This window comes from Amycolatopsis sp. NPDC101161, from assembly GCF_044768185.1.
Taxonomy (GTDB): Bacteria; Actinomycetota; Actinomycetes; order Mycobacteriales; family Pseudonocardiaceae; genus Amycolatopsis.
The window spans coordinates 496,667-515,230 of record NZ_JBIWPI010000007.1 but is presented as its reverse complement, the minus strand read 5'-3'; the positions used below and the strand labels follow the sequence as shown (position 1 = coordinate 515,230).

At 72.4% G+C, this 18,564-nt stretch carries 26 protein-coding genes; 7 read left to right on the top strand and 19 right to left on the bottom strand.

Annotated elements, in window-relative coordinates:
- Together ACIRSS_RS45075 and ACIRSS_RS45070 are read left to right on the top strand one after the other, a co-directional pair.
- The gene (locus ACIRSS_RS45075) at nt 1-333 is read left to right on the top strand and encodes a YciI family protein (RefSeq protein ID WP_400907060.1); all 333 of its coding nucleotides are present in this window, start codon (nt 1-3) and stop codon (nt 331-333) included.
- Entirely contained in the window at nt 333-818 is a 486-nt protein-coding gene (locus tag ACIRSS_RS45070; RefSeq protein ID WP_400907057.1) for an AraC family transcriptional regulator, read from the top strand. Before ACIRSS_RS45075 ends, ACIRSS_RS45070 begins: the two co-directional genes overlap by 1 nt.
- 1 nt (nt 819) lies before the next feature.
- Here the strand turns inward: ACIRSS_RS45070 and ACIRSS_RS45065 are convergent, their stop codons facing one another.
- Nucleotides 820-1,269 carry a DUF1772 domain-containing protein gene (locus tag ACIRSS_RS45065; protein ID WP_400907055.1) on the bottom strand — a complete coding sequence of 150 codons (450 nt, stop codon included), beginning with the start codon at nt 1,267-1,269 and terminating at the stop codon, nt 820-822.
- Between the two features lie 17 nt (nt 1,270-1,286).
- Nucleotides 1,287-2,108 carry an NAD(P)H-binding protein gene (locus tag ACIRSS_RS45060; protein WP_400907052.1) on the bottom strand — a complete coding sequence of 274 codons (822 nt, stop codon included), beginning with the start codon at nt 2,106-2,108 and terminating at the stop codon, nt 1,287-1,289.
- An 81-nt stretch (nt 2,109-2,189) separates the two neighbouring features.
- Here ACIRSS_RS45060 and ACIRSS_RS45055 point away from each other — a divergent pair, with 81 nt between their 5' ends.
- Nucleotides 2,190-3,116 carry an AraC family transcriptional regulator gene (locus tag ACIRSS_RS45055; protein WP_400907049.1) on the top strand — a complete coding sequence of 309 codons (927 nt, stop codon included), beginning with the start codon at nt 2,190-2,192 and terminating at the stop codon, nt 3,114-3,116.
- Here the strand turns inward: ACIRSS_RS45055 and ACIRSS_RS45050 are convergent.
- The 6 genes from ACIRSS_RS45050 to ACIRSS_RS45025 form a co-directional block, all read right to left on the bottom strand.
- Complete coding sequence (locus tag ACIRSS_RS45050; RefSeq protein ID WP_400907046.1) at nt 3,088-3,492, bottom strand: YybH family protein; 405 nt, start codon at nt 3,490-3,492, stop codon at nt 3,088-3,090. The genes ACIRSS_RS45055 and ACIRSS_RS45050 overlap by 29 nt on opposite strands.
- A complete protein-coding gene (locus ACIRSS_RS45045; protein WP_400907043.1) occupies nt 3,489-3,920 on the bottom strand; it encodes an SRPBCC domain-containing protein in 432 nt (143 codons plus the stop codon). The genes ACIRSS_RS45050 and ACIRSS_RS45045 overlap by 4 nt, the downstream gene beginning before the upstream one ends.
- Nucleotides 3,917-4,261, bottom strand: coding sequence for an ArsR/SmtB family transcription factor (locus ACIRSS_RS45040; RefSeq protein ID WP_400907040.1), 345 nt, complete (start codon nt 4,259-4,261; stop codon nt 3,917-3,919). Before ACIRSS_RS45040 ends, ACIRSS_RS45045 begins: the two co-directional genes overlap by 4 nt.
- Nucleotides 4,262-4,300: 39 nt before the next feature.
- Nucleotides 4,301-5,371 (bottom strand): hypothetical protein, encoded by a 1,071-nt coding sequence (locus tag ACIRSS_RS45035; RefSeq protein WP_400907037.1) that lies wholly within the window; start codon nt 5,369-5,371, stop codon nt 4,301-4,303.
- A gap of 144 nt (nt 5,372-5,515) precedes the next feature.
- Complete coding sequence (locus tag ACIRSS_RS45030; RefSeq protein WP_400907034.1) at nt 5,516-6,709, bottom strand: RNA polymerase sigma factor; 1,194 nt, start codon at nt 6,707-6,709, stop codon at nt 5,516-5,518.
- Nucleotides 6,706-7,050, bottom strand: a complete 345-nt coding sequence (locus ACIRSS_RS45025; protein ID WP_400907031.1) for a YciI family protein — start codon at nt 7,048-7,050, stop codon at nt 6,706-6,708. Before ACIRSS_RS45025 ends, ACIRSS_RS45030 begins: the two co-directional genes overlap by 4 nt.
- A 337-nt stretch (nt 7,051-7,387) precedes the next feature.
- Between ACIRSS_RS45025 and ACIRSS_RS45020 the strand changes: the two genes are divergently transcribed.
- The gene (locus tag ACIRSS_RS45020) at nt 7,388-8,419 is read left to right on the top strand and encodes a site-specific integrase (protein ID WP_400907028.1); all 1,032 of its coding nucleotides are present in this window, start codon (nt 7,388-7,390) and stop codon (nt 8,417-8,419) included.
- Nucleotide 8,420: 1 nt separating this feature from the next.
- On the opposite strand, the gene ACIRSS_RS45015 is transcribed toward ACIRSS_RS45020, so the two are convergent.
- Nucleotides 8,421-8,582, bottom strand: a complete 162-nt coding sequence (locus tag ACIRSS_RS45015) for a hypothetical protein (RefSeq protein ID WP_400907027.1) — start codon at nt 8,580-8,582, stop codon at nt 8,421-8,423.
- Nucleotides 8,583-8,607: 25 nt separating this feature from the next.
- Between ACIRSS_RS45015 and ACIRSS_RS45010 the strand changes: the two genes are divergently transcribed.
- A complete protein-coding gene (locus ACIRSS_RS45010; RefSeq protein WP_400907024.1) occupies nt 8,608-9,117 on the top strand; it encodes a CGNR zinc finger domain-containing protein in 510 nt (169 codons plus the stop codon).
- Here the strand turns inward: ACIRSS_RS45010 and ACIRSS_RS45005 are convergent.
- Complete coding sequence (locus ACIRSS_RS45005) at nt 9,107-9,760, bottom strand: class I SAM-dependent methyltransferase (protein ID WP_400907021.1); 654 nt, start codon at nt 9,758-9,760, stop codon at nt 9,107-9,109. The genes ACIRSS_RS45010 and ACIRSS_RS45005 overlap by 11 nt on opposite strands.
- A 91-nt stretch (nt 9,761-9,851) precedes the next feature.
- Between ACIRSS_RS45005 and ACIRSS_RS45000 the strand changes: the two genes are divergently transcribed.
- The gene (locus tag ACIRSS_RS45000; protein ID WP_400907018.1) at nt 9,852-10,628 is read left to right on the top strand and encodes an SGNH/GDSL hydrolase family protein; all 777 of its coding nucleotides are present in this window, start codon (nt 9,852-9,854) and stop codon (nt 10,626-10,628) included.
- Here ACIRSS_RS45000 and ACIRSS_RS44995 read toward each other — a convergent pair.
- The 6 genes from ACIRSS_RS44995 to ACIRSS_RS44970 all read right to left on the bottom strand — a co-directional run bounded on the left by ACIRSS_RS44995 (nt 10,608) and on the right by ACIRSS_RS44970 (nt 14,627).
- Nucleotides 10,608-11,222 (bottom strand): TetR/AcrR family transcriptional regulator, encoded by a 615-nt coding sequence (locus tag ACIRSS_RS44995; protein ID WP_400907015.1) that lies wholly within the window; start codon nt 11,220-11,222, stop codon nt 10,608-10,610. The genes ACIRSS_RS45000 and ACIRSS_RS44995 overlap by 21 nt on opposite strands.
- Nucleotides 11,203-11,679, bottom strand: coding sequence for an SRPBCC domain-containing protein (locus tag ACIRSS_RS44990; protein WP_400907013.1), 477 nt, complete (start codon nt 11,677-11,679; stop codon nt 11,203-11,205). The genes ACIRSS_RS44995 and ACIRSS_RS44990 overlap by 20 nt, the downstream gene beginning before the upstream one ends.
- Nucleotides 11,676-11,993, bottom strand: coding sequence for a metalloregulator ArsR/SmtB family transcription factor (locus ACIRSS_RS44985; protein WP_400907012.1), 318 nt, complete (start codon nt 11,991-11,993; stop codon nt 11,676-11,678). Before ACIRSS_RS44985 ends, ACIRSS_RS44990 begins: the two co-directional genes overlap by 4 nt.
- Complete coding sequence (locus tag ACIRSS_RS44980; RefSeq protein WP_400907009.1) at nt 11,993-12,379, bottom strand: VOC family protein; 387 nt, start codon at nt 12,377-12,379, stop codon at nt 11,993-11,995. The genes ACIRSS_RS44985 and ACIRSS_RS44980 overlap by 1 nt, the downstream gene beginning before the upstream one ends.
- A gap of 26 nt (nt 12,380-12,405) precedes the next feature.
- The gene (locus ACIRSS_RS44975) at nt 12,406-13,929 is read right to left on the bottom strand and encodes an FAD-dependent monooxygenase (RefSeq protein WP_400907007.1); all 1,524 of its coding nucleotides are present in this window, start codon (nt 13,927-13,929) and stop codon (nt 12,406-12,408) included.
- A gap of 80 nt (nt 13,930-14,009) precedes the next feature.
- Nucleotides 14,010-14,627: a TetR family transcriptional regulator gene (locus ACIRSS_RS44970; protein WP_400907004.1), complete on the bottom strand. Its 618-nt coding sequence runs from the start codon at nt 14,625-14,627 to the stop codon at nt 14,010-14,012.
- A 152-nt stretch (nt 14,628-14,779) separates the two neighbouring features.
- Here ACIRSS_RS44970 and ACIRSS_RS44965 point away from each other — a divergent pair, with 152 nt between their 5' ends.
- The gene (locus ACIRSS_RS44965) at nt 14,780-16,123 is read left to right on the top strand and encodes an MFS transporter (protein WP_400907001.1); all 1,344 of its coding nucleotides are present in this window, start codon (nt 14,780-14,782) and stop codon (nt 16,121-16,123) included.
- A 59-nt stretch (nt 16,124-16,182) separates the two neighbouring features.
- Here ACIRSS_RS44965 and ACIRSS_RS44960 read toward each other — a convergent pair whose 3' ends face one another.
- The 3 genes from ACIRSS_RS44960 to ACIRSS_RS44950 form a co-directional block, all read right to left on the bottom strand.
- On the bottom strand, nt 16,183-17,532 hold the full coding sequence (locus ACIRSS_RS44960; RefSeq protein WP_400907810.1) for an SPFH domain-containing protein: 1,350 nt from the start codon (nt 17,530-17,532) through the stop codon (nt 16,183-16,185).
- Between the two features lie 88 nt (nt 17,533-17,620).
- Nucleotides 17,621-18,109: an SPFH domain-containing protein gene (locus tag ACIRSS_RS44955; protein ID WP_400906998.1), complete on the bottom strand. Its 489-nt coding sequence runs from the start codon at nt 18,107-18,109 to the stop codon at nt 17,621-17,623.
- A complete protein-coding gene (locus ACIRSS_RS44950; protein WP_400906996.1) occupies nt 18,106-18,540 on the bottom strand; it encodes an NfeD family protein in 435 nt (144 codons plus the stop codon). The genes ACIRSS_RS44955 and ACIRSS_RS44950 overlap by 4 nt, the downstream gene beginning before the upstream one ends.
- Between the last annotated feature and the right edge of the window lie 24 nt (nt 18,541-18,564).

The following is an 18,564-nucleotide window of genomic DNA, read 5'->3' as shown; positions in this document are numbered from 1 at the left end:
GTGCGGTACCTGCTCCTGATCGCCGGCGACGAAACCGCCGAAGAACACCAGTACGACGGCTGCGACGGCTGGGGTGAAGACCTCGCCCGCCGCGGCAAGATCCACGGCGGAGGCGGCCTGCGCCCGCCGTCGGAGGCCACCACCATCCGCGTCCGCGACGGCGAAGTGCTCCTCACCGACGGGCCGTTCGCCGAAGCCAAGGAACAGATCGGCGGCTACGTCGTCATCGAGTGCGACGACCTCGACGAAGCCCTGGAGATCGCGGCCAAGCACCCCGCCGCGACGTACGGCAGTATCGAGGTCCGTCCCGTCTTCGTCCCGGAGGAGCCCTGATGCCGTCCATCGTGGACCGGCCGGCCCAGTCCTACGTCGCCGAGCGCGCGACCCTCGGCATCGAGGAGTTCCCGCGCATCGCCGACCGGCTGCCCCCGCTGATCGGCACGCTCGCCGGGCACGGGATCGTCCCGGCCGGCGCGCCCTTCTTCCGCTACCGCGTCCTGCACCCCGGCATGCGGTTCACCGTCGAAGCCGGCGTCCCGATCGAAGGCGGCTTCACCCCCGAAGAACCGGCGTTCCTCGGCGAAGTCCCGGCCGGGAAGTACGTGCTCGACACCTACGTCGGCGCCCCCGACGGCCTGGCCGCCGCGACCGGAGCGGTCCTGGCCTGGGGCGCCGCCGAGGGCGTCACCTGGGACGTCACGGAGGGCCCGGACGGCGAGGAATGGGGTGGCCGCCTGGAAGTCCTGCGCACCAACCCCCTGGAGGTGCCCGACCCGAACGAGTGGGTCACCGACCTGCTCTTCCGCCTCGCGGACTGAGTCACCTCCTGGTGAGCACGGCGGCGACCAGGCAGCCGAAGCCGGCCGTGCTCACCACCGCGCGCAGGACGTTCCAGCGCACCCACACCGCCTCGAAGTTCGCGCGCACCGCCGCGTAGTCGTCCCCGCCGGAGTCCAGCGCGTTGTTGAGCGGGATGTTCACCACCGCGGTGATCACGACCATCGCCGCCAGGCACGCGAACCCGGCGATCACCCACGGCCGCGGCCCCGGGTCGAGGAAGATCGCCACCCCCGCCAGCAGCGGCGCCCCCAGGAAAGTCAGCAGGAAGACCGGGTTGACGATCGCGACGTTGATCCCGCGCATCGCCTCCACGAACGTCTTGTCGTCGCCGCGGCCGATCCCCGGCAGCACCGAGCACGCGTAGGCGTAGAACAACCCGGCGATCAACCCGGCCGCGACCAGCGCGGCCACCAGCACCACAGTGGACATCGGTGTCACCTTCCCCTTCACCTGGCCCAGACCCCGGTCGCCGCCGCGTCCCGCGCGAAGTCCGTGAAGTCCGTCGCCGGCCGCCCCAGCACCCGCTCGACATCGCCGGTCACCGACTCGTTGCGGCCGTCCAGTACGCGCGCGAACAGCTCGGTCAACGCGCCGATCTCGTCCGCCGGCACGCCGTACTCGACCGCCGCGGCCGCGTACTCCTCGGCGGAAACCGGAACATAGCGGACGTCCCGCCCCGATGCGGCCGCGATTTCCGCGGCCGCATCGGCGAAGCTCAGCAGCCGCGGCCCGGTCAGCTCGTAGAGCTTTCCGGCGTGCCCGGGTTCGGTGAGAACCTTCACCGCGACGTCGGCGATGTCGCGGACGTCGACGAACGGCTCGGTCACCGCGCCCGCCGGCAACGCGATCTCACCACCGCGTACCGCGTCGAGCAGGAAGTGCTCGCTGAAGTTCTGCGCGAACCAGCTGCACCGCAGCACCGTCCAGCCGGTCCCCGCCTCGGCCACGATCCGCTCGCATGCCTCGGCCTCTTCCTCGCCGCGGCCCGACAGCAGCACCAGGTGCCCGACGCCGTGCGCCACGGCCAGCTCGGCGAACGCCCGGATGTCGGCGGCCGCACCGGGCACCACCAGGTCGGGGTAGTACGTCAGGTAGACGGCGTCGACGTCCTTCAGCGCCGGCGCCCAGGTCTCGCGATCGCTCCAGTCGAACGGCGGCGCCCCGCGCCGCGACGTGATCCGCACCGGCAGGCCGCGCTCCCGCAGCCGGTCCGCCACGCGGCGCCCGGTCTTGCCGGTGCCGCCCACCACCAGGAAGTTCGTTGTCATGCCCCTGAGTCAACCGGCCACCGGTGAGACTCTCCATAGTTCACAGGCTCGATCGCATGTTCCAGCGTCTACACTCGGCGCATGGACCCGCTTGCCGCGCTCCTCGACGGTCCCCGCGCCCACGGCGCGTTCCTGCTCCGCTCGGTGCTGACCCCGCCGTGGTCGCTGCGCATCGAGGACCGGGCGCCGCTGACCGTGGTGTCGGTCGTGCGCGGCGAGGCGTGGATCGTCCTGGACGCCGGCGAAGCCGTCCTGCTGGGCGAAGGCGACATCGCGATCGCCCGCGGCCCGGACCCGTACCTGGTCGCCGACCACCCGTCGACGCCACCACAGGCGCTGATCCTGCCCGGCCAGGAGTGCCGCACCCCCGACGGCGGTCACCTCACCGACTACGCCGACCTGGGGGTCCGCACGTGGGGCACCGGCGGCCCGGTCGTGCTGCTCACCGGCACCTACGGGATGGAAGGGGAGATCAGCAAGAAGCTCCTCGCCGCGTTGCCGGCGTTGATCGTGCTGCGGGCGGCCGACTGGCCCACACCGCTGGTCGGGCTGCTGGCCGGCGAAATCGGCCGGGACGTGCCCGGGCAGGAAGCCGTCCTCGACCGGCTGCTCGACGTGCTGCTGATCGCGGCGCTGCGCGCGTGGTTCGACCGGCCCGACACCAGCGCGCCCGCCTGGTACCGCGCCCACGAGGACCCCGTCGTCGGGCAGGCACTGCGGTTGCTGCAGCACCAGCCGGACGAGCCGTGGACGGTCGCGAAGCTCGCCGCCAACACCGGAGTCTCCCGGGCTGCGCTGGCCCGCCGCTTCGCCACGACAGTCGGCGAAACCCCGATGGCGTACCTGACCGGCTGGCGGCTGGCTTTGGCGGCGGATCTGCTGCGCCAGCAACCGGAGTCGACGATCGCGTCGGTCGCCCGCCAGGTCGGCTACGGCAGCGCGTTCGCGTTGAGCGCGGCGTTCAAACGCGAGTTCGGCGTCAGCCCGCAGCAGTACCGGACGGCGTGAACGGCACGGAACTGTGCTCGTGGACGATCTTCCAGCCGTCCTCGCCGCGGCGGAACCCGACGGTGGCGCGGACCCACATGTCCACCTCGGTGCCGTCGGTCATGGTGCCGCGGACCCGGAACAGGTAGTGCGCGAAGCCGACGTCGCCGTCCGCGACCACCTGGAGGTCCTTGATGGTCAGGTCGATCGTGGACCGGTAGCCGCCGAACCACTCCCGCAGCCGGTTCCGTTCGACGTCCCGGCCGGTGTCGCGCAGCGGGCCGAGCGCGTCGAACAGCGTGACGTCCTCGGCGTACTGGGCCACCAGCGTCTCGACGTCCTTCGCCGCCACGGCCCCGGTCCGGGATTCGACGAGCGTGGTGAGCGCGGCGGTCATCGGAGGGCCTCGCCCAGCCGGTCCAGCCAGTCGCCCGTGCCTTGCTCGCGCCACGCCGGTTCTTCGGCGCCGTCGAGGAAGGTCCCCTGCTCGGTCAGGGTCAGGCGGGTGCCGTCGCCGTCGGCGGCCAGCTCGACCGTGGTGATCGACACCGTGGCCAGCGCCTTGCCGCCGCTGAGCGTCGTCGAATAGACGATGCGCTGCTCCGGCACGATGTCGTGGTAGGTCGAGGTGACGGCGAGCGCGATGCCGTCCGGGCCGGTGGCGCCGACGGTCTCCACGCCGCCGACGCGGAAGTCCAGCTCGTGGGTCCCATCGGGGACGAACCAGCGTGCTTTGGCGGCCGGGTCCGCCCAGGCGGCGAACACCCGCGCCGGCGGGACGGCGTAGGTGCGTTCCAGCGTGAACGTGCTGTGGGTGACGGTCATGACGTGGTCCCTTCCGACGTGCCGGGCGGCTCGGCGAGGAAGTCACCGAGCCGGTCGAGCCTGCTTTCCCACGCGGTGCGCTGCCGGCCCAGCCAGTGCTCGCCGGCGCGCAGCACCTCCGGCTCGATCCGGCAGGTCCGGACGCGGCCGACCTTCTCCGACCGCACGATCCCGGCGGATTCGAGCACCTGCAGGTGCTGCATGACGGCGGCGAGCGACATCGTCAACGGCTCGGCGAGCTCGCTGACCGACGCCGGCCCGCGCACGAGCCGCTCCACCAGCGCCCGCCGCGTCCGGTCGCCCAGGGCGCGGAACACCAGGTCCAGCTCATGGTCAAGCATGTACTTAAGTTATGGCCGCCGGACTCAATAGTCAAGTAACTACTTAAGCATTGCCGTCACGTCTTCGGGCAGCTCCAGGCCCGGCGTCTCCCTCAGGACCGCCAACGCCCTGGTCAGGGCACGTTCCGCGTTGTCCGCCCGGCCAGTGCTGGCTCGCAGTTCGGCGCCGAGATTCGTGGTGGTCTCGTGCATCGACCGCACGGTTTGCTCGTGGGCCGCCTGCAGCTCGGCGACGCGCTCGTCGAACCGGGCGCGCAGGCGATCCGTCTCCATCCGTGCCTGGTCCTGGGCGGTTTGGTGGGCAGTAGCTGCCCTGGTCAGCTCTTCGTGCGCCGCGTCGAGGCGTGCGGTGGCGGCATCAGCACGCGATTCGGCTGCCTCGAGACGGAGGGCCGTCGTTTCGGCGCGGCTCTCCGCGGCCTGGCTGCGACCGCGTTCCTCGTCGAGGGCGGTGCGGGTGGCGGCGAGTTCGGCGGTCAGCGTCGCGATCGTCCCGGCGCGTTCGCCGGCCACCGCGGCGGCGGCGTCGGCCCGCTCGGCGACCCGGGCCAACTCGTCCCGCACCGCGGCCAGCTGCCCTTCGGCGCGCTGCTGCCCCTGCAGCGCCTCGCGCTGGGCGCCGCGGGCCGCGTCCCGCTCCCGGATCGCTACGGCCTTTTCCTTCTCCGCCGCCGTCGCGGCAGCGGAGGCTTCCTGCGCGATCTCGCGCGCTTGCCCGGCGTCGGCTTCGGCCAGCCCGCGCTGACGGCGGTGCTCGTCGGCCTCGGCCAGCGCGGCGTCGCGTTCGGCGAGCGCGGCCGCCGTGGTGGCTTCCAGCTGGTGGCGCAGCGTCGTGAGCGTCTCGACGAGCCCGCGCGCGGGCTCGAGCACCCGGTCGACCTGCCCGGCGAGCGCGGTGACGGCGGTGTCGTCCAGCTCGGTATCACTTTCCCGTAGCGACTCGGCGTCGGACAGGACGGCCTCGGCGTCGCGGCAGGACAAGTTCCGCCGCCCCCAGGTCTTCCCGTCCTGGCAGAACCGGGCCCGGCTCCCCCGCCCCACCGCCGGCGGCAGTGGGGCTCCACAGCGCCGGTACTCGCAAATCCGTGGCTGACCAGCATCTTCCGTCATGATCGAGAGCTTATCAAAGCTTCTGATCAGAACTAGACGTATCTGTTCTAAATCAGAAGTAGTCAGTACGACTGTCTGGGTTGGGATAAGGTCACATATCCGAACTCAGATGAGCCGATACGGACCCGGTACGCCAAGGGCTGATTACCCGGCGACCGCGGAGGCTCGCTTGCGCTCCAGCAGCGCTCGCTCGGCCGAGTTGCGGGTCAGGTCGATGGCCGCCGTGTAAGCCGCCGTGGCTTCCTCGATCCGGCCCAGGCGGCACAGCAGGTCCGCGCGGATGGCGTAAAACAGCGGGAACCGCGCCAGGTCCAGCTCGTCTACCAAGGCCAGCGCCTCGCCGGGGCCGTCGACCTCCGCGACCGCGACCGCCCGGTTCAGCGCCACCACCGGCGTCGGCGTGATCGCCAGCAGCTGGTCGTACAACGCCTTGACCTGGGACCAGTCCGTCGGCGCGTCGCTGTGGACCGCCTGGATCGCCGCCTGGATCTGGTACGGCCCCGGCTGGTTGCGGCGCAGGCACCGGCGGACGATGCCCTGGCCCTCGGCGATCAGGTCCGCGTCCCAGCGCGACCGGTCCTGGTCGGCCAGCAGCACCACTCCACCGGAGGCGGTCGTGCGGGTCGCGCGCCGGGCGTCGATCAGCAACATCAGCGCGAGCAGGCCCCAGACCTCCGGCTCGTCGGGCATCAGGCCGGCCAGGACGCGGGCGAGGCGGATCGCCTCGCGGCACAGGTCGTCGCGGACGAGGTCCTCCCCCGCGCTCGCCGTGTAGCCCTCGTTGAAGATCAGGTACAGCACGGCGAGCACCGCCGACAGCCGCGCGGGCAGGTCGGCGTCCTGCGGGACGCGGTACGGGATGCCCGCGTCGCGGATCTTGCCCTTCGCCCGGACGATCCGCTGCGCCATCGTGGGTTCCGCGACCAGGAACGCTCCGGCGATCTCGCCGGTGGTCAGGCCGCCGAGCAGCCGCAGCGTCAACGCGACCTGGGTGGAGCGGGCGAGGGCGGGGTGGCAGCAGGTGAAGATCAGCCGGAGCCGTTCGTCGGGCACGGCGCCCTCCTCAACGGGCTCGTTCTCGGCGTGCAGCAACGCCGCTTGGGCGTGCTTGTCCGCGCCGGCGGCCTCGCGGCGCAGCCGGTCGATCGCGCGGTTGCGGGCGGTGGTGATGATCCAGCCCGCCGGGCTGGGCGGGGTCCCGGCGTCCGGCCACCGCCGGACCGCCTCGGTGAACGCGTCCTGCACGGCTTCCTCGGCGACGTCGATGCTCCCGAAGACGCGCACCAGCACCGACACGGCGCGGCCGTACTCCGCGGCGAAGACGTCCTCGACGCTCATCCGGCGAACGGCCGCACCTCGACCGGCAGCGGCGCGACGGCGTCGGCGAGCCGGCTGCCCCAGGCGAGCGCCGCGTCGAGGTCGGGCGCGGTGATGATGGTGAACCCGCCGAGGTGTTCCTTGCCTTCGGCGAAGGGGCCATCGGTGATGAGGGTGTCGCCGTCGTCGGCGCGCAGCACGGTGGCGGTGGACGGCGGGTGCAGCCCACCGGCGAACACCCAGGCCCCGGCCGCCTTGAGGTCGGCGTTGAGGGCGTCGAGCTTCTTCATGACACCGTCGAGCACGTCGGGCGGCGGGGTCGGTCCGTCGGGCTGGTAGATGCTGAGCAGGTACTGCTTCACGTCGGCTCCTTTCGCTGGCTCGCCCCTCATACGAACGCCACCCGGCCGGATCGACAACCTCGGCGGACGAATTCTGCGTGGACACCGCCGGAAGGATCAAGGCAGGAGGATCCGCGTGCACGCCCTCGGCCTGGACCGCCAATGCGGGACCCGATGGTGGACGCGCTCGAGCTGGACGCCGCCCACGTCGCTGGGGCGGGCGATCGCACAGACCGCCGCGCCCCGGCGAGGCGCCGCGCCGAACCGGCCGGTGCCCGAGGCCTTCGAGCAGCGCGCGGCTGGCCGAAACCGGCGGCACAACCTGCCTGCGGAGATCGACATCCCGTAACCTCGGCGCGTGCCCGAGCTGGAACCGGTGACCGCCGCCCTGAGCCCGCAGGATCGGCTCGCCCTGCTGGACGAAGCCGCCGCCCGGCACGTCGATGGGCAACGGCCGCCCAACACGCTCAAGGCCTACGCCCAGGACTGGCAGGTCTGGCAGGACTACACCGCCGAGGCCGGGATCCCGCCGCTGTCGGCGTCGATCGGCGCGCTCACCGGGTTCGTCGTCTGGCTCGAACGCGGGCGGACCCTGCGGCCGGACGAACGCGCCGTGCCCGAAGTGCCGGAGCGGGCCGCTCCGGCGGCGCCCTCGACGATCGAACGGCGGCTCACCGGCGCGCTCGCCGGGCTGCGCCACCACAAGGTGGTCGTCGACTCCGAAGCCAGCCGCGCCGCGTGGCGGGCACTGAAGGGATACCGGCAGCGGCTCGCCCGCGAGGGGATCCAGCGCGGCCGCGGCAAAGCCACCATGGTCACCCTCACCGACCTGCGGGCGATGTCGCGGGCGTGCCCGGACACCCTGGCCGGCGCCCGCGACCGGGCGATGCTGCTGATCGGGTTCCCGATCGCCGCCCGCTGCTCCGATCTGGCGAACCTGCTGGTCACCGACGTCGAACCGGTCGACGACCGGGGGCTGGCGGTGACCGTGCGGCACGGCAAGAGCACCGGCGACATGGTCGTCCCGCGGCGCGAGAGCCCCGACACCGATCCCGTGCGGGCGTGGCACGCGTGGCGCTCGGGCGCCGGGATCACCGAGGGGCCCGCGTTCCGCCGGGTCGACCGGCACGGCAACGTCGGCGAGCCGGCGCTGAGCACCACCGGCGTCAACCAGATCCTCACCCGGGCGGGCGTCCGCGCGGGCCTGCCGTACCCGGTGACCGGCCACTCGCTGCGGTCCGGGTTCGCCACCGAGGCCCGGCGGGCCGGGGCCGACGACCTCGCGATCGCCGACCAGGGCCGGTGGGTCCGCGGCAGCCGCGCGCTGTACGAGTACATCCGCCGCGTCGACCAGTGGAACGACAACGCCGCGGGCGCGCTCGACCTGTGAGTCACGGCGTCCGCGTGGCGCCGACGACCTCGCCGTCGAGGCGGGCGAGCCAGCTGCCGCAGACGCAGCGCACGTAGTCGAGCCGGTGGGTGGCGGGCCGGGCCGCGGTCGCCGGCAGCTCGGCGAGCGGCCAGCCGCAGCGGGGGCAGCGGTGTACGTCCATTCCCCGATCGTGCTGTAATGGCTTTGTGCACTTCAACCCTTACGGCGGCGCGGCCGCGCTCGTGGCCGCCGACGTGGTGAACGCGGGGTCGGCGGGCGAGCTGCTGGCCGGGATGGTCCGCCACGGCATGTCCATCCCGGCGCTGACCGACGACGAGGCGACGCGGATCGCGGGGTGGGCCGCCCGGCTGCGGCCGGTGTTCGCCGCGGACGCCGCCGACCGCCCGGAGCTGGTCAACGACCTGCTGGCCGAAGCGGCGTGCCGCCCGTACATCACCACCCACGACGGCAAGCCACCCCACCTGCACTACTCCGCCGAGGACGCCGGGCCGGTCGGCCGCGTCCGCGCTTACACCGCGGGCGGGCTGGCCCACCTGGTGTGCGAAGCGCCGGACCGCTTGGGCATCTGCGGCCGGGAGGGGTGCGAAACGGCGTACGTCGACACGTCCCGCAACGGCCGCCGGCGCTTCTGCTCGACCCGCTGCGCGACCCGGGTGCACGTCGCCGACCACCGGGCCCGGCAGGTCACCGCTTGACGGCCCGCCAGCCCAGGACGGTCGGCGTGGGTGCGCCGCCCTCGGCGAACCGCTCGAACACCAGCCCCGCGTCGAGGACGGCGTGGAGCAGCTCGGGCAGCGGGCGGTGGGTGGCGCCGACCTTGTCCCGCAGGCCGCGGTCGGTCCACGACGCGGTCGTCCAGCCGGTGTCGCGGTAGCCGGGCCGCAGGACGACGGCCCGCTCGTCGGACCGATCGGCGAACGCGCCGCAGAAGCACGGGTGCACTCCGATGTGGACGAACACCCCGCCGGGGGCCAGGGCGCGCGCCGCTTCGCGCAGCACCGCCGGGTAGGCGGGCATGTCGGTGTGCACCACGACCGACGCGACCGCGGGCAGTGCTCCGGAGGCGACCGGGAGCGCTTCGGCGTCGCCGAGCAGCACGGGCAGCCGTCCGGACGCGTGGCGCAGCATCCCGGCGGAGACGTCGAGGCCGAGCGGAGTCCGGCCCAGGCTCCGGATCGTCTCCGCGTGGGCGCCGGTGCCGCAGCCGAGTTCGAGGCACGGTCCGGAGCCGGGCCCCAGCAGGTCCCGCAGCACGAAGCCGAGTTCCAGGGGGTCGTCCCGCCGGCCGGCGAGGAACGTGGTCTCGTACCAGTCGGCGATCGCGTCGTAGGCCGTCATCCTCCCCGTGTACCGGCCGCGGACGGCGGCGCGCCAGGGATTCCGCCCCGGGCGGACGGCGTGCCGCGGGCGGCTGCCTAGACTGACGGACATGAGCAAGCGCTTAGTGGTCATGGGGGACTCGTTCACCGAAGGTGTCGGCGACGACGATCCGGCTTCCCCGAACGGCGTGCGCGGCTGGGCCGATCGCGTCGCCGAACAGCTCGCCTCGTGGGAGCCGGACTTCCGGTACGCCAACCTCGCCATCCGGGGCAAGCTGCTGCCGCAGGTGCTCGCCGAACAGCTCGACGCGGGCCTGGCCATGGGGCCCGACCTCGTCTCCCTCTACGCCGGCGGCAACGACCTGATGCGGCCCAAGGTCGACATCGACGCCCTGCTCGTCGGCTACGAGACCGCCGTCGCCCGGGTCCGTGCCACCGGTGCGCGGCTGATCTTGTTCACCGGGGTCGACGGCGTCGAGGACCCGCTGTTCCGCACGATCCGCGGCCGGGTGGCGATCTACAACGAGCTCGTGCGCGGGATCGCCGCCCGGCACGGCGCCCTGCTGGTCGACCTGTGGTCGATGCGGCAGCTGTGCGACCGCCGCTTCTGGGCGCCGGACCGGCTGCACCTCAACGCGCTCGGCCACACCGAGGTCGCCATCGAGGTCCTGCGCGTGCTCGGCGTCGAGCACCTGCTGGCCAGCCCGGAGCTCGCGCCGCGCGAGACGCTCAGTCCGGCCGCGCGCCGTAGCCAGAACCTGCAGTGGGCGCGGGAGCACGCGCTGCCGTGGGTGCGGCGACGCGTGCGGGGCGAGTCCTCCGGGGACACCATGGCCCCGAAGCGCCCGACGCTGGAGCCGGTCGGCTCAGCCGCGCTGCCCCGCTGACACCCGCGGGCGGAGGCCGTCGAAGAGGATCGTGACGGCCCGGTCGCGCAAGTGAGCGTCCGGGCCGGCGTACTCGGCGGCCTTCGCCACGCCGATGATGATCGTGATCAGCTCGCCGGGGACGAGGTCTTCGCGGACCGCGCCCGCGGCCTGGGCCCGGGACAGCAGCACCCCGAGCGCCCCCAGCAGGCGGCCGCCGATTTCGGACTTCGCCTTCGGCACGGTGACTCCGGCGGCGGTGAGCGCCTCGAAGTAGGCGTTCTTCGCGCTGGACATCTCGATCCAGCCGGCGAGGAAGGTGAAGAACGCCGCCCCCGGGTCGGCGGAGTCGGCCGCCACGACGGCTTCGGCCTCGTCGGCGAAGCGGTGCAGCCGGGCGATGAGCACGGCCTCGAGCAGGGCTTCCTTGGTCGGGAAGTGCCGGAACACCGTGCCGATGCCGACGCCGGCCGCGCGGGCGACCTCCTCGGTGGGCGCCCCGGTGCCTTTGGCGGCGAACACGCTCTCGGCCGCTTCCAGCACGCGCGCCCGGTTGCGCCGGGCGTCGGCGCGCAGGGGTTTGGACTCGGTGGGCTCAGCGGCGGCGGGGGTCACCTCCCGATCGTAACGGGGCGGGGTCGTCGAGGGTGTCGAGCAACCGGGCCAGTGCGCGCGGCACGTGGGAGCGCCAGCCGCCGCCCATGATGCGCCGGGAGACGCGCTGGAACTCGTCGTCGGGGTCGAAGCCCTCGTGGCTGAGGAAGAGCCGGGTGCCGGTGCCTTCCGGTACCAGCCGCCAGGTGACCGTCCACTGCGGACCCCAGCGGATGCTCAGCTTGCGCTCGGGCTCGACTTCCAGGACCTCGCACGCCACCGGACCGCCGGCGAACCCGGCCGCGGGCACCGGTTCGGCCAGGAGCTGGAACCGGTGTCCCACCACCGGTTTGATGTCGTTGGGCATGTTGATCCAGCGCTCCAGCAGGTCCGGTTCGGTCAGCGCGCGCCAGACCTTGCGGGCCGGGTGGGCGAGGAACTGGTCGACGTGGATCGCGGTCGGGTCGTCCTCGGTCACAGGTCCTCCTCGTCGAGCAGGTCACGCAGGTTGGCGAGCTTGCTCCGCCAGAACCGCTCGTAGGGTGTGAGCCAGTCAGCGACTTCTTCGAGCGGGGCCGCGTCCAGCCGGTAGACGCGGTTGCGGCCCTGCCGCTGTTCGCTGACCAGGCCAGCCTCCCGAAGCACCCGAAGGTGTTCCGAGAGGCTGGGCCGGGCCATCTCGAAGCGTTCGGCGATCGCGCCGGCGGCCATCGGGCCGTCCAGCAGCAGCCGCAGGACTTCCCGCCGCGCCGGGCTGGCGAGGGCGGCGAAGACGTCGTCGTTGACCGGCATCAGTTCGGGACGTTGCCGAAGTCCGACGGCTGGAGCAGGCCGAGCGTGTGGCCGTCGAGGTCCTTGAAGGACGTCGCCCGCCCCCACGGCCGTTCGTCCGGGTCGGCGACCTCGACGCCGGCCGCCCGCAACGCGGCGACGTCGGCGTCGAGGTCGGTGGTCTGCAGCTGGAAGTGCCGCGGGCCGGGCTCGACCCCGGTGACCTGCTGGTCGGTCAGCACCACGCCCGTCTGCGCGCCCTTCGGAGCGACCATCACGAACCGCCCGCCCTCCGGTGTCCGGCGGTCGACGAGCGCTTCGAAGCCGAGCTTGCCGACGTAGAAGTCGCGCGCGCGGGCGTGGTCGGCGACCGGCAGGGTCAGGAACTGCACGTGGGTGATCGTCATGCCGCCGACAATACGTAGGAGATCTCCTACATGTCAACTGGGGTGCCGAACCACCGTTCGAGGGCTGTCCGAAGCGCCTTCCGCTCGGTGTCGCCGGGCTCGGCCGTGCTGGTCGCCCAGGCGACGTACCCGTCGGGACGGATCAGCAACGCGGTCGCGGCCACGTCCGCCTGACCGCCGACGAGGTCGACGCGCTCGGTCCAGCCGCGCAGCTCCCCGCCCAGCGAGCCGGTGAAGTCCAGCAGCAACGGCCGGGCCGTCCGGGTCAGCTCGGCCAGCCGGGTACCGTCGGCCAGCACCAGGTCCGGGGCCCAGCAGCCGTCGAGCGGGTGCTCGGTGCCGGGTTCGTAGCGCACGTCGGCGCCGGACATCAGGTCGGCGATGTGCCGCACGGTGCTCGGCAGCCGCAGCAGCTCACCGAACAGCTCCCGCAGCGCCGTGACGTCGCCGCCGGGCGCGATCAGCGCGGACTGGGCCTGCGTGTGCATGACGACGCGCTCGGCGACCGGACGGCGCTCGCTCTCGTAGGTGTCGAGCAGGCCGGCCGGCGCCCAGCCGTGCAGCTGCGCGGCGAGCTTCCAGCCGAGGGCGACGGCGTCCTGCAGCCCGAGGTTCAGGCCGGGGCCACCGATCGCGGAGTGGACGTGCGCGGCGTCGCCGACCAGCAGGACGCGGCCCTCGCGGAACCGGTCGGCCAGCCGGGTGTTGCGCCCGCGCAGCCGCCGCAGCAGGTGCGGCCCCTCGCCCTGCGGCGGCCCGATCGGCAGGTCGAAGCCCAGCACGCGCTCGATGCTCGCGCGCTGCTCCTCGAGCGTCATCGCCGGCTCGTCGGCGGGTTCTTCGTCGTCGGTCCACTCCATCGTCGTGACGAGCGGCCCGGCGGGGAACGGCGCGTACACGAAGAGCCCGGTTTCGGTGCGGTAGTGGAAGAACGGCGGGATCACGCCGTGGCCGGGCACGGTCAGCCCGCCGGACGCCGGGTCGACGAACTCCGCCGGCACGGTCGCGTTCGCGGTGCGGGAGAGCGTGCGGTCCTCGGTGACGCCGGGGAAGCCGATGCCGGCGAGCTTGCGGGTGACGCTGCGCCCGCCGTCGGCGCCGACGAGGTACCGGGAGGTGAGCCGGCCCGGTCCTTCCGGCCCGGTGAAGTCGATCGTGACGGCGTCGGCGTCCTGGGTCAGGCCGGTGACCTCGTGCCCCCGGCGGATCTCGACCCCCAGCTCGGCGGCGCGTTCGGCGAGCATCGCCGCGACCCGCCGCTGCGGCACACCGAGGATGTGCAGCGAGTTGTGCTCGGGCAGCGTCAGGTCCAGGCGCATCGCGCCGAAGACGAACGCGGGGACGGGCGGCCCGATCGGGCCGGCGAGCCGCTCGTGCAGGCCGCGGCGGTCGAGCAGGCGCACGACCTGGCCGACCAGGCCGTTGGCGCGGTTCTCCTCGGTCGGCTCGGGCAGCCGCTCCAGCACGAGCGGGCGGATGCCGGCGAGGGCGAGCTCGCAGGCGAGCATCAGGCCGTTGGGCCCGGCGCCCGCGATGATGACGTCTTCCATGACGAAACTCCTCGGTGTGGAGCGAAAAGGGCATGACGAACCAGCCCGGCGACCCCAGCCGGGCGTGGAGTGGAGCGGGGTCAGCGCGGTTCGGGCAGACCGGCGGCGAGCCGGCCGAAGACGTCCCGAAGGGCGTCTGCCATCGACTGCGGCCGGTCGGCCAGCAGCCACTGCTGCGTGGCGGCGTTGAGCGCGGCACCGACGACACCCGCGACGAGCCGCGGGTAGACGTCCGTGGCCGGGTCGGTGCCGGTGCGTTCGGCGACGACGAGCGCGATTTCGGCTTCGGCCGCCGCGCCCGCCTTCTGGAACTCGCCCTGCAGAGCGGGTTCCGCGACCATCAGCCGGAGGCCTTCGACCCACGACTGCTCCGGCGGCCGCCCTTCGGTCATCGGAGTGCCGAGGGCGAACCCGGCCAGTGCGGCCTCGGTGATGGCCGTCCAGATCGGCTCTCCCGCCGGGCGCTGCCGCAGCGCCTCGGCGATGGAGCGAGCCCGGTCGTGGTGACGGGCGACGATGGCTTCGCCCTTGCTGCCGAAGTAGTTGCTGAACGTCCGGGTGGAGACCCCGGCTTCGGCGGCGATGTCTTCGATCCGGACGTTGTCGTAGCCGCGTTCAACCGTGAGCCGGATGGCCGCCCAGCTCAGCGCGATGCGCGTCTCGTGCTTCTTGCGCTCACGCAGGCCTTTGGCGTCCATGGCTCCACCGTAGCGGAACTTGCCGAATCTGCAAAGTTGCAGAATCTGCACTTTGTTCCCCGTCGGTCGGACGAGATGGCGGCCATCGATCGCCGAAACCGTCGACGGGCGTCACACTGTTGTGTGACATCGGTCACCGGAGGTGTTGCGAGATGGTGTTGGGCGATAACAGCGTCACTCACAAGGTGGAACCGGACAGCAAGTCCGGGAAGACGCAAGTACGGCGTGCGGCGCTGGCGAGCGCGATCGGCACGACCATCGAGTGGTACGACTTCTTCCTCTACAACACCGCGGCGGCGCTGGTCTTCCCGCACCTGTTCTTCCCCGCGTCGAGTGCCTACGCGGGCGCCATGCAGTCCTTCGCGACCTACGCGGTCGGGTTCGCCGCCCGCCCGGTCGGCGCCGCGATCTTCGGGCACTGGGGCGACCGGATCGGCCGCAAGGCCACGCTGATCGTCACGCTGCTGCTGATGGGCATCTCCTCCGGCGTCGTCGGGATGCTGCCCGGGACGTCGGCGATCGGGTTCGCCGCGCCGCTGCTGCTGGTGCTGCTGCGGCTGGTCCAGGGCATCGCCATCGGTGGCGAGTGGAGCGGCTCGGTCCTGCTCGCGATGGAGTGGGGCGACCAGCGCAAACGTGGGCTGCTGGCCAGTTTCGCGCAGATCGGCGTCCCGGTCGGGCTGGTGCTCGGCACGGGCGGGATGACGCTGCTGTCGGCGACCCTCTCCCCCGCCGCGTTCGACTCCTGGGGCTGGCGGCTGCCGTTCCTGGCCAGCCTCATCCTGGTCGCGGTCGGCCTGGTGATCCGGCTGAAGATCCTCGAGACGCCGATGTTCGCGAAGCTGATCGAGAGCCGGCAGACCGCGCGGACGCCGGTGCTCGACGCGATCCGCCACCACTGGCGCGAAATCCTGCTCTCGGCCGGGGTGCGCTTCAGCGAGCAGATGCCGTTCTACTTGTTCACCAGCTACGTGCTGATCTACGTCGTGTCGCGGCACGACTTCAGCAAGACGTTCGTGCTCAACGCGGTCCTCGTCGGCGCCGCCTGCGAGCTCGCGCTGATCCCGTTCTTCTCGTCGCTGTCGGACCGCGTCGGGCGCAAGCGGGTGTACCTGACGGGTGCGGTGTTCACCGCCGTGATCGCGTTCCCGTACTTCACGATCCTGGCGCACGGCAGCCACGCGCTGGTGTTCGTCGCGGTCGTCGTGTCGTTCATCCCGCACGCGCTGCAGTACGGGCCGCAGGCGGCGCTGATCGGCGAAAGCTTCCCGACGCACCTGCGCTACGGCGGCGCGGGCCTGGGCTACCAGCTGGCGTCGGTGTTCGCGGGCGGCCCGGCGCCGCTGCTGGCGACGTGGCTGCTGCACACCACCGGGACGCCGTACTCGATCTCGGGCTACATCGTCCTGTCGGCGGTGGTCACGGTGCTGTGCGTGATCTTCCTGCGGGACCGGTCGAAGGCCGACATCGACGACGTGACCGTCTACCAGCGCTGAACCCGTGAAAAAGGGCCCGCCCACCGAGTTCCGGTGAGCGGGCCCTTTTCACGGACGCGTCAGCGGCGCGGGCCGCCGAACGGGGGCTGCTGCGGGAACGGGCCGCTGCCCGGGTTCTGCGGGCCGCCGAACTGGCCCGGCGGCGGGGACTGCGGCGGCGGGCCCTGGTACTGGCCGCCCTGGGGCGGTCCGGCCGGCTGCTGCGGCTGCGGGAGCGGCTGGCCGCTCTGCGGGGTGGGCGGGTTCTGCAGGGGCTGCGGCTGCTGCGGGGCCGGGGCGACCTCGGTGCCGCGCTCGTCGTCCGCCTCGGGCTCGGGCTGCTGCTGCACCGGACGCGGGATCGACGGCCGCGCGGGCGGGGCCGTCGGCGTGCCGAGGGCCGGAACCTCCTGGCGCGCCACGGCTTCCGCGGCCGCGACGGCCTCGGCGACCTTCGGGTCGCTCTTCGTCTCGAACCAGCTGGCGACCTCTTCGTCCTCGAGGTCGACCTTGTCCGGCACGGCGTCGTCCTTCGGCGGCTCGTAGCGGAACACGCCGTCGTCGCCGGGAGCGCCGAGCGCGCGGGCGAAGCCTTCGAGGGCCTTGCCGTAGTCGCTCGGGATCATCCAGACCTTGTTCGCGTCGCCCTGCGCCATCTGCGGCAGCGTCTGCAGGTACTGGTAGGCCAGCACCTCCGGCGTCGGGCGGCCGGCCTTGATCGCGGCGAACACCTTCTCGATCGCCTTCGCCTGGCCCTGCGCCTGCAGGTACCGCGCGGCGCGCTCACCCTGGGCCCGCAGGATGCGGGACTGCCGCTCGGCCTCGGCCGCGAGGATGGTGGCCTGGCGGGCACCCTCGGCGGAGAGGATCTGGCTCTGCTTCTGGCCTTCCGCGGTCTTGATCGCGGACTCCCGCTGGCCTTCCGCGGTGAGGATCATGGCGCGCTTCTCACGGTCGGCGCGCATCTGCTTCTCCATCGAGTCCTGGATGGAGGGCGGCGGGTCGATCGCCTTGAGCTCGACGCGGCCGACGCGGATGCCCCAGCGGCCGGTCGCCTCGTCGAGCACGCCGCGCAGCTGCGTGTTGATCGAGTCGCGCGAGGTCAGCGTCTGCTCGAGGCTCATGCCACCGACCACGTTGCGCAGGGTGGTGGTGGTCAGCTGCTCGACACCGACGATGTAGTTGGAGATCTCGTACACCGCGGCGCGGGAGTCGGTCACCTGGAAGTACACGACGGTGTCGATCGACACCGTCAGGTTGTCCTCGGTGATCACCGGCTGCGGCGGGAACGAGACGACCTGCTCGCGCAGGTCGATCCGGGCGCGCACCTTGTCCAGGAACGGCACCAGGAAGGTCAGCCCGGGCGAGGCCACCGTGCGGAACCGGCCCAGCCGCTCGATCACCGCCGACTGCGCCTGCGGCACGACCATGATCGCCTTGGCCACCGTGATGATCACGAAGAGAGCCAATAAGACGACCACGATGATCACTGTGGTGGTCAAGAGATCTTCCCCTTACCTAGTACCATTCTTGCGCGGTTGACGGTTTTCCGGGCGACGCGGGCGGGCTCACCTCGAGCTTCAGCTCCCGGGTTTCGATTCCCCAGCGGCCCGTGGTGTCGTGCAGGACCGTCCACACTGTACGGTGCAGCTCCGCCGGTGCGGTGACGGCGCGCTCGGCCGTGGTCAGGCTCGCTTCCTGCCGCAGCGCCGTCGTCGTCAGCTGTTCGATCGCGATCGCCGGGTTGCTGATCCCGTAGGTCGCCAGCCGCGGATCGGTGACGGCGAAGACGACCTCGAATCCGATGAGGACCTCCCGACCGTCGCCCGCCTCGATGACGCGCGGCGGCGCCGACAGGACCTGGTCGCCGAGGTCGACGCGCGCCCGGACGGTGTCGGCGAACGGCAGCACGAAGTGCCGGCCGGGGCCGAGCACGGCGCGGAACCGCCCGCCGCGTTCGATCACCGCGGCCCGGCCTTCGGGAACGACGACGAGCCCCAGGCTCACGGCTCGGCCGACACGACGGCGGTGGCGCCGGAGATCTCGACGACCGTGACCGGCGTGCCGGGCTCGATCGGTGGATGGTGTTCCGACAGGCTGCGCGCGGACCAGACGTCGCCGGCCAGCTTCACCTGCCCGGCCTCGAAGTCCACTGTGGACACGACGACGGCTCGGGCGCCGATCAGCGCGTCGATGCCGGTGTGGTGGGTCGGCCCGGCGAGGAAGCGGCGCTTCAGCGCGGGCCGGACCAGCGCGAGCATGCCGACGGAGGCGACGGCGAACACGACGACGTCGACGAAGAGGTTCCCGGTGAGCACGTCGGCCCCGGCGCCGAACAGCGCGCCGACGCCCAGCATGATCAGCACGAAGTCGCCGGAGACGACTTCGGCGATCATCAGGGCGATGCCGACGATCAACCAGACCAGTGCCCAGGACATGGCTTCATGCTCTCAGATCGTGCC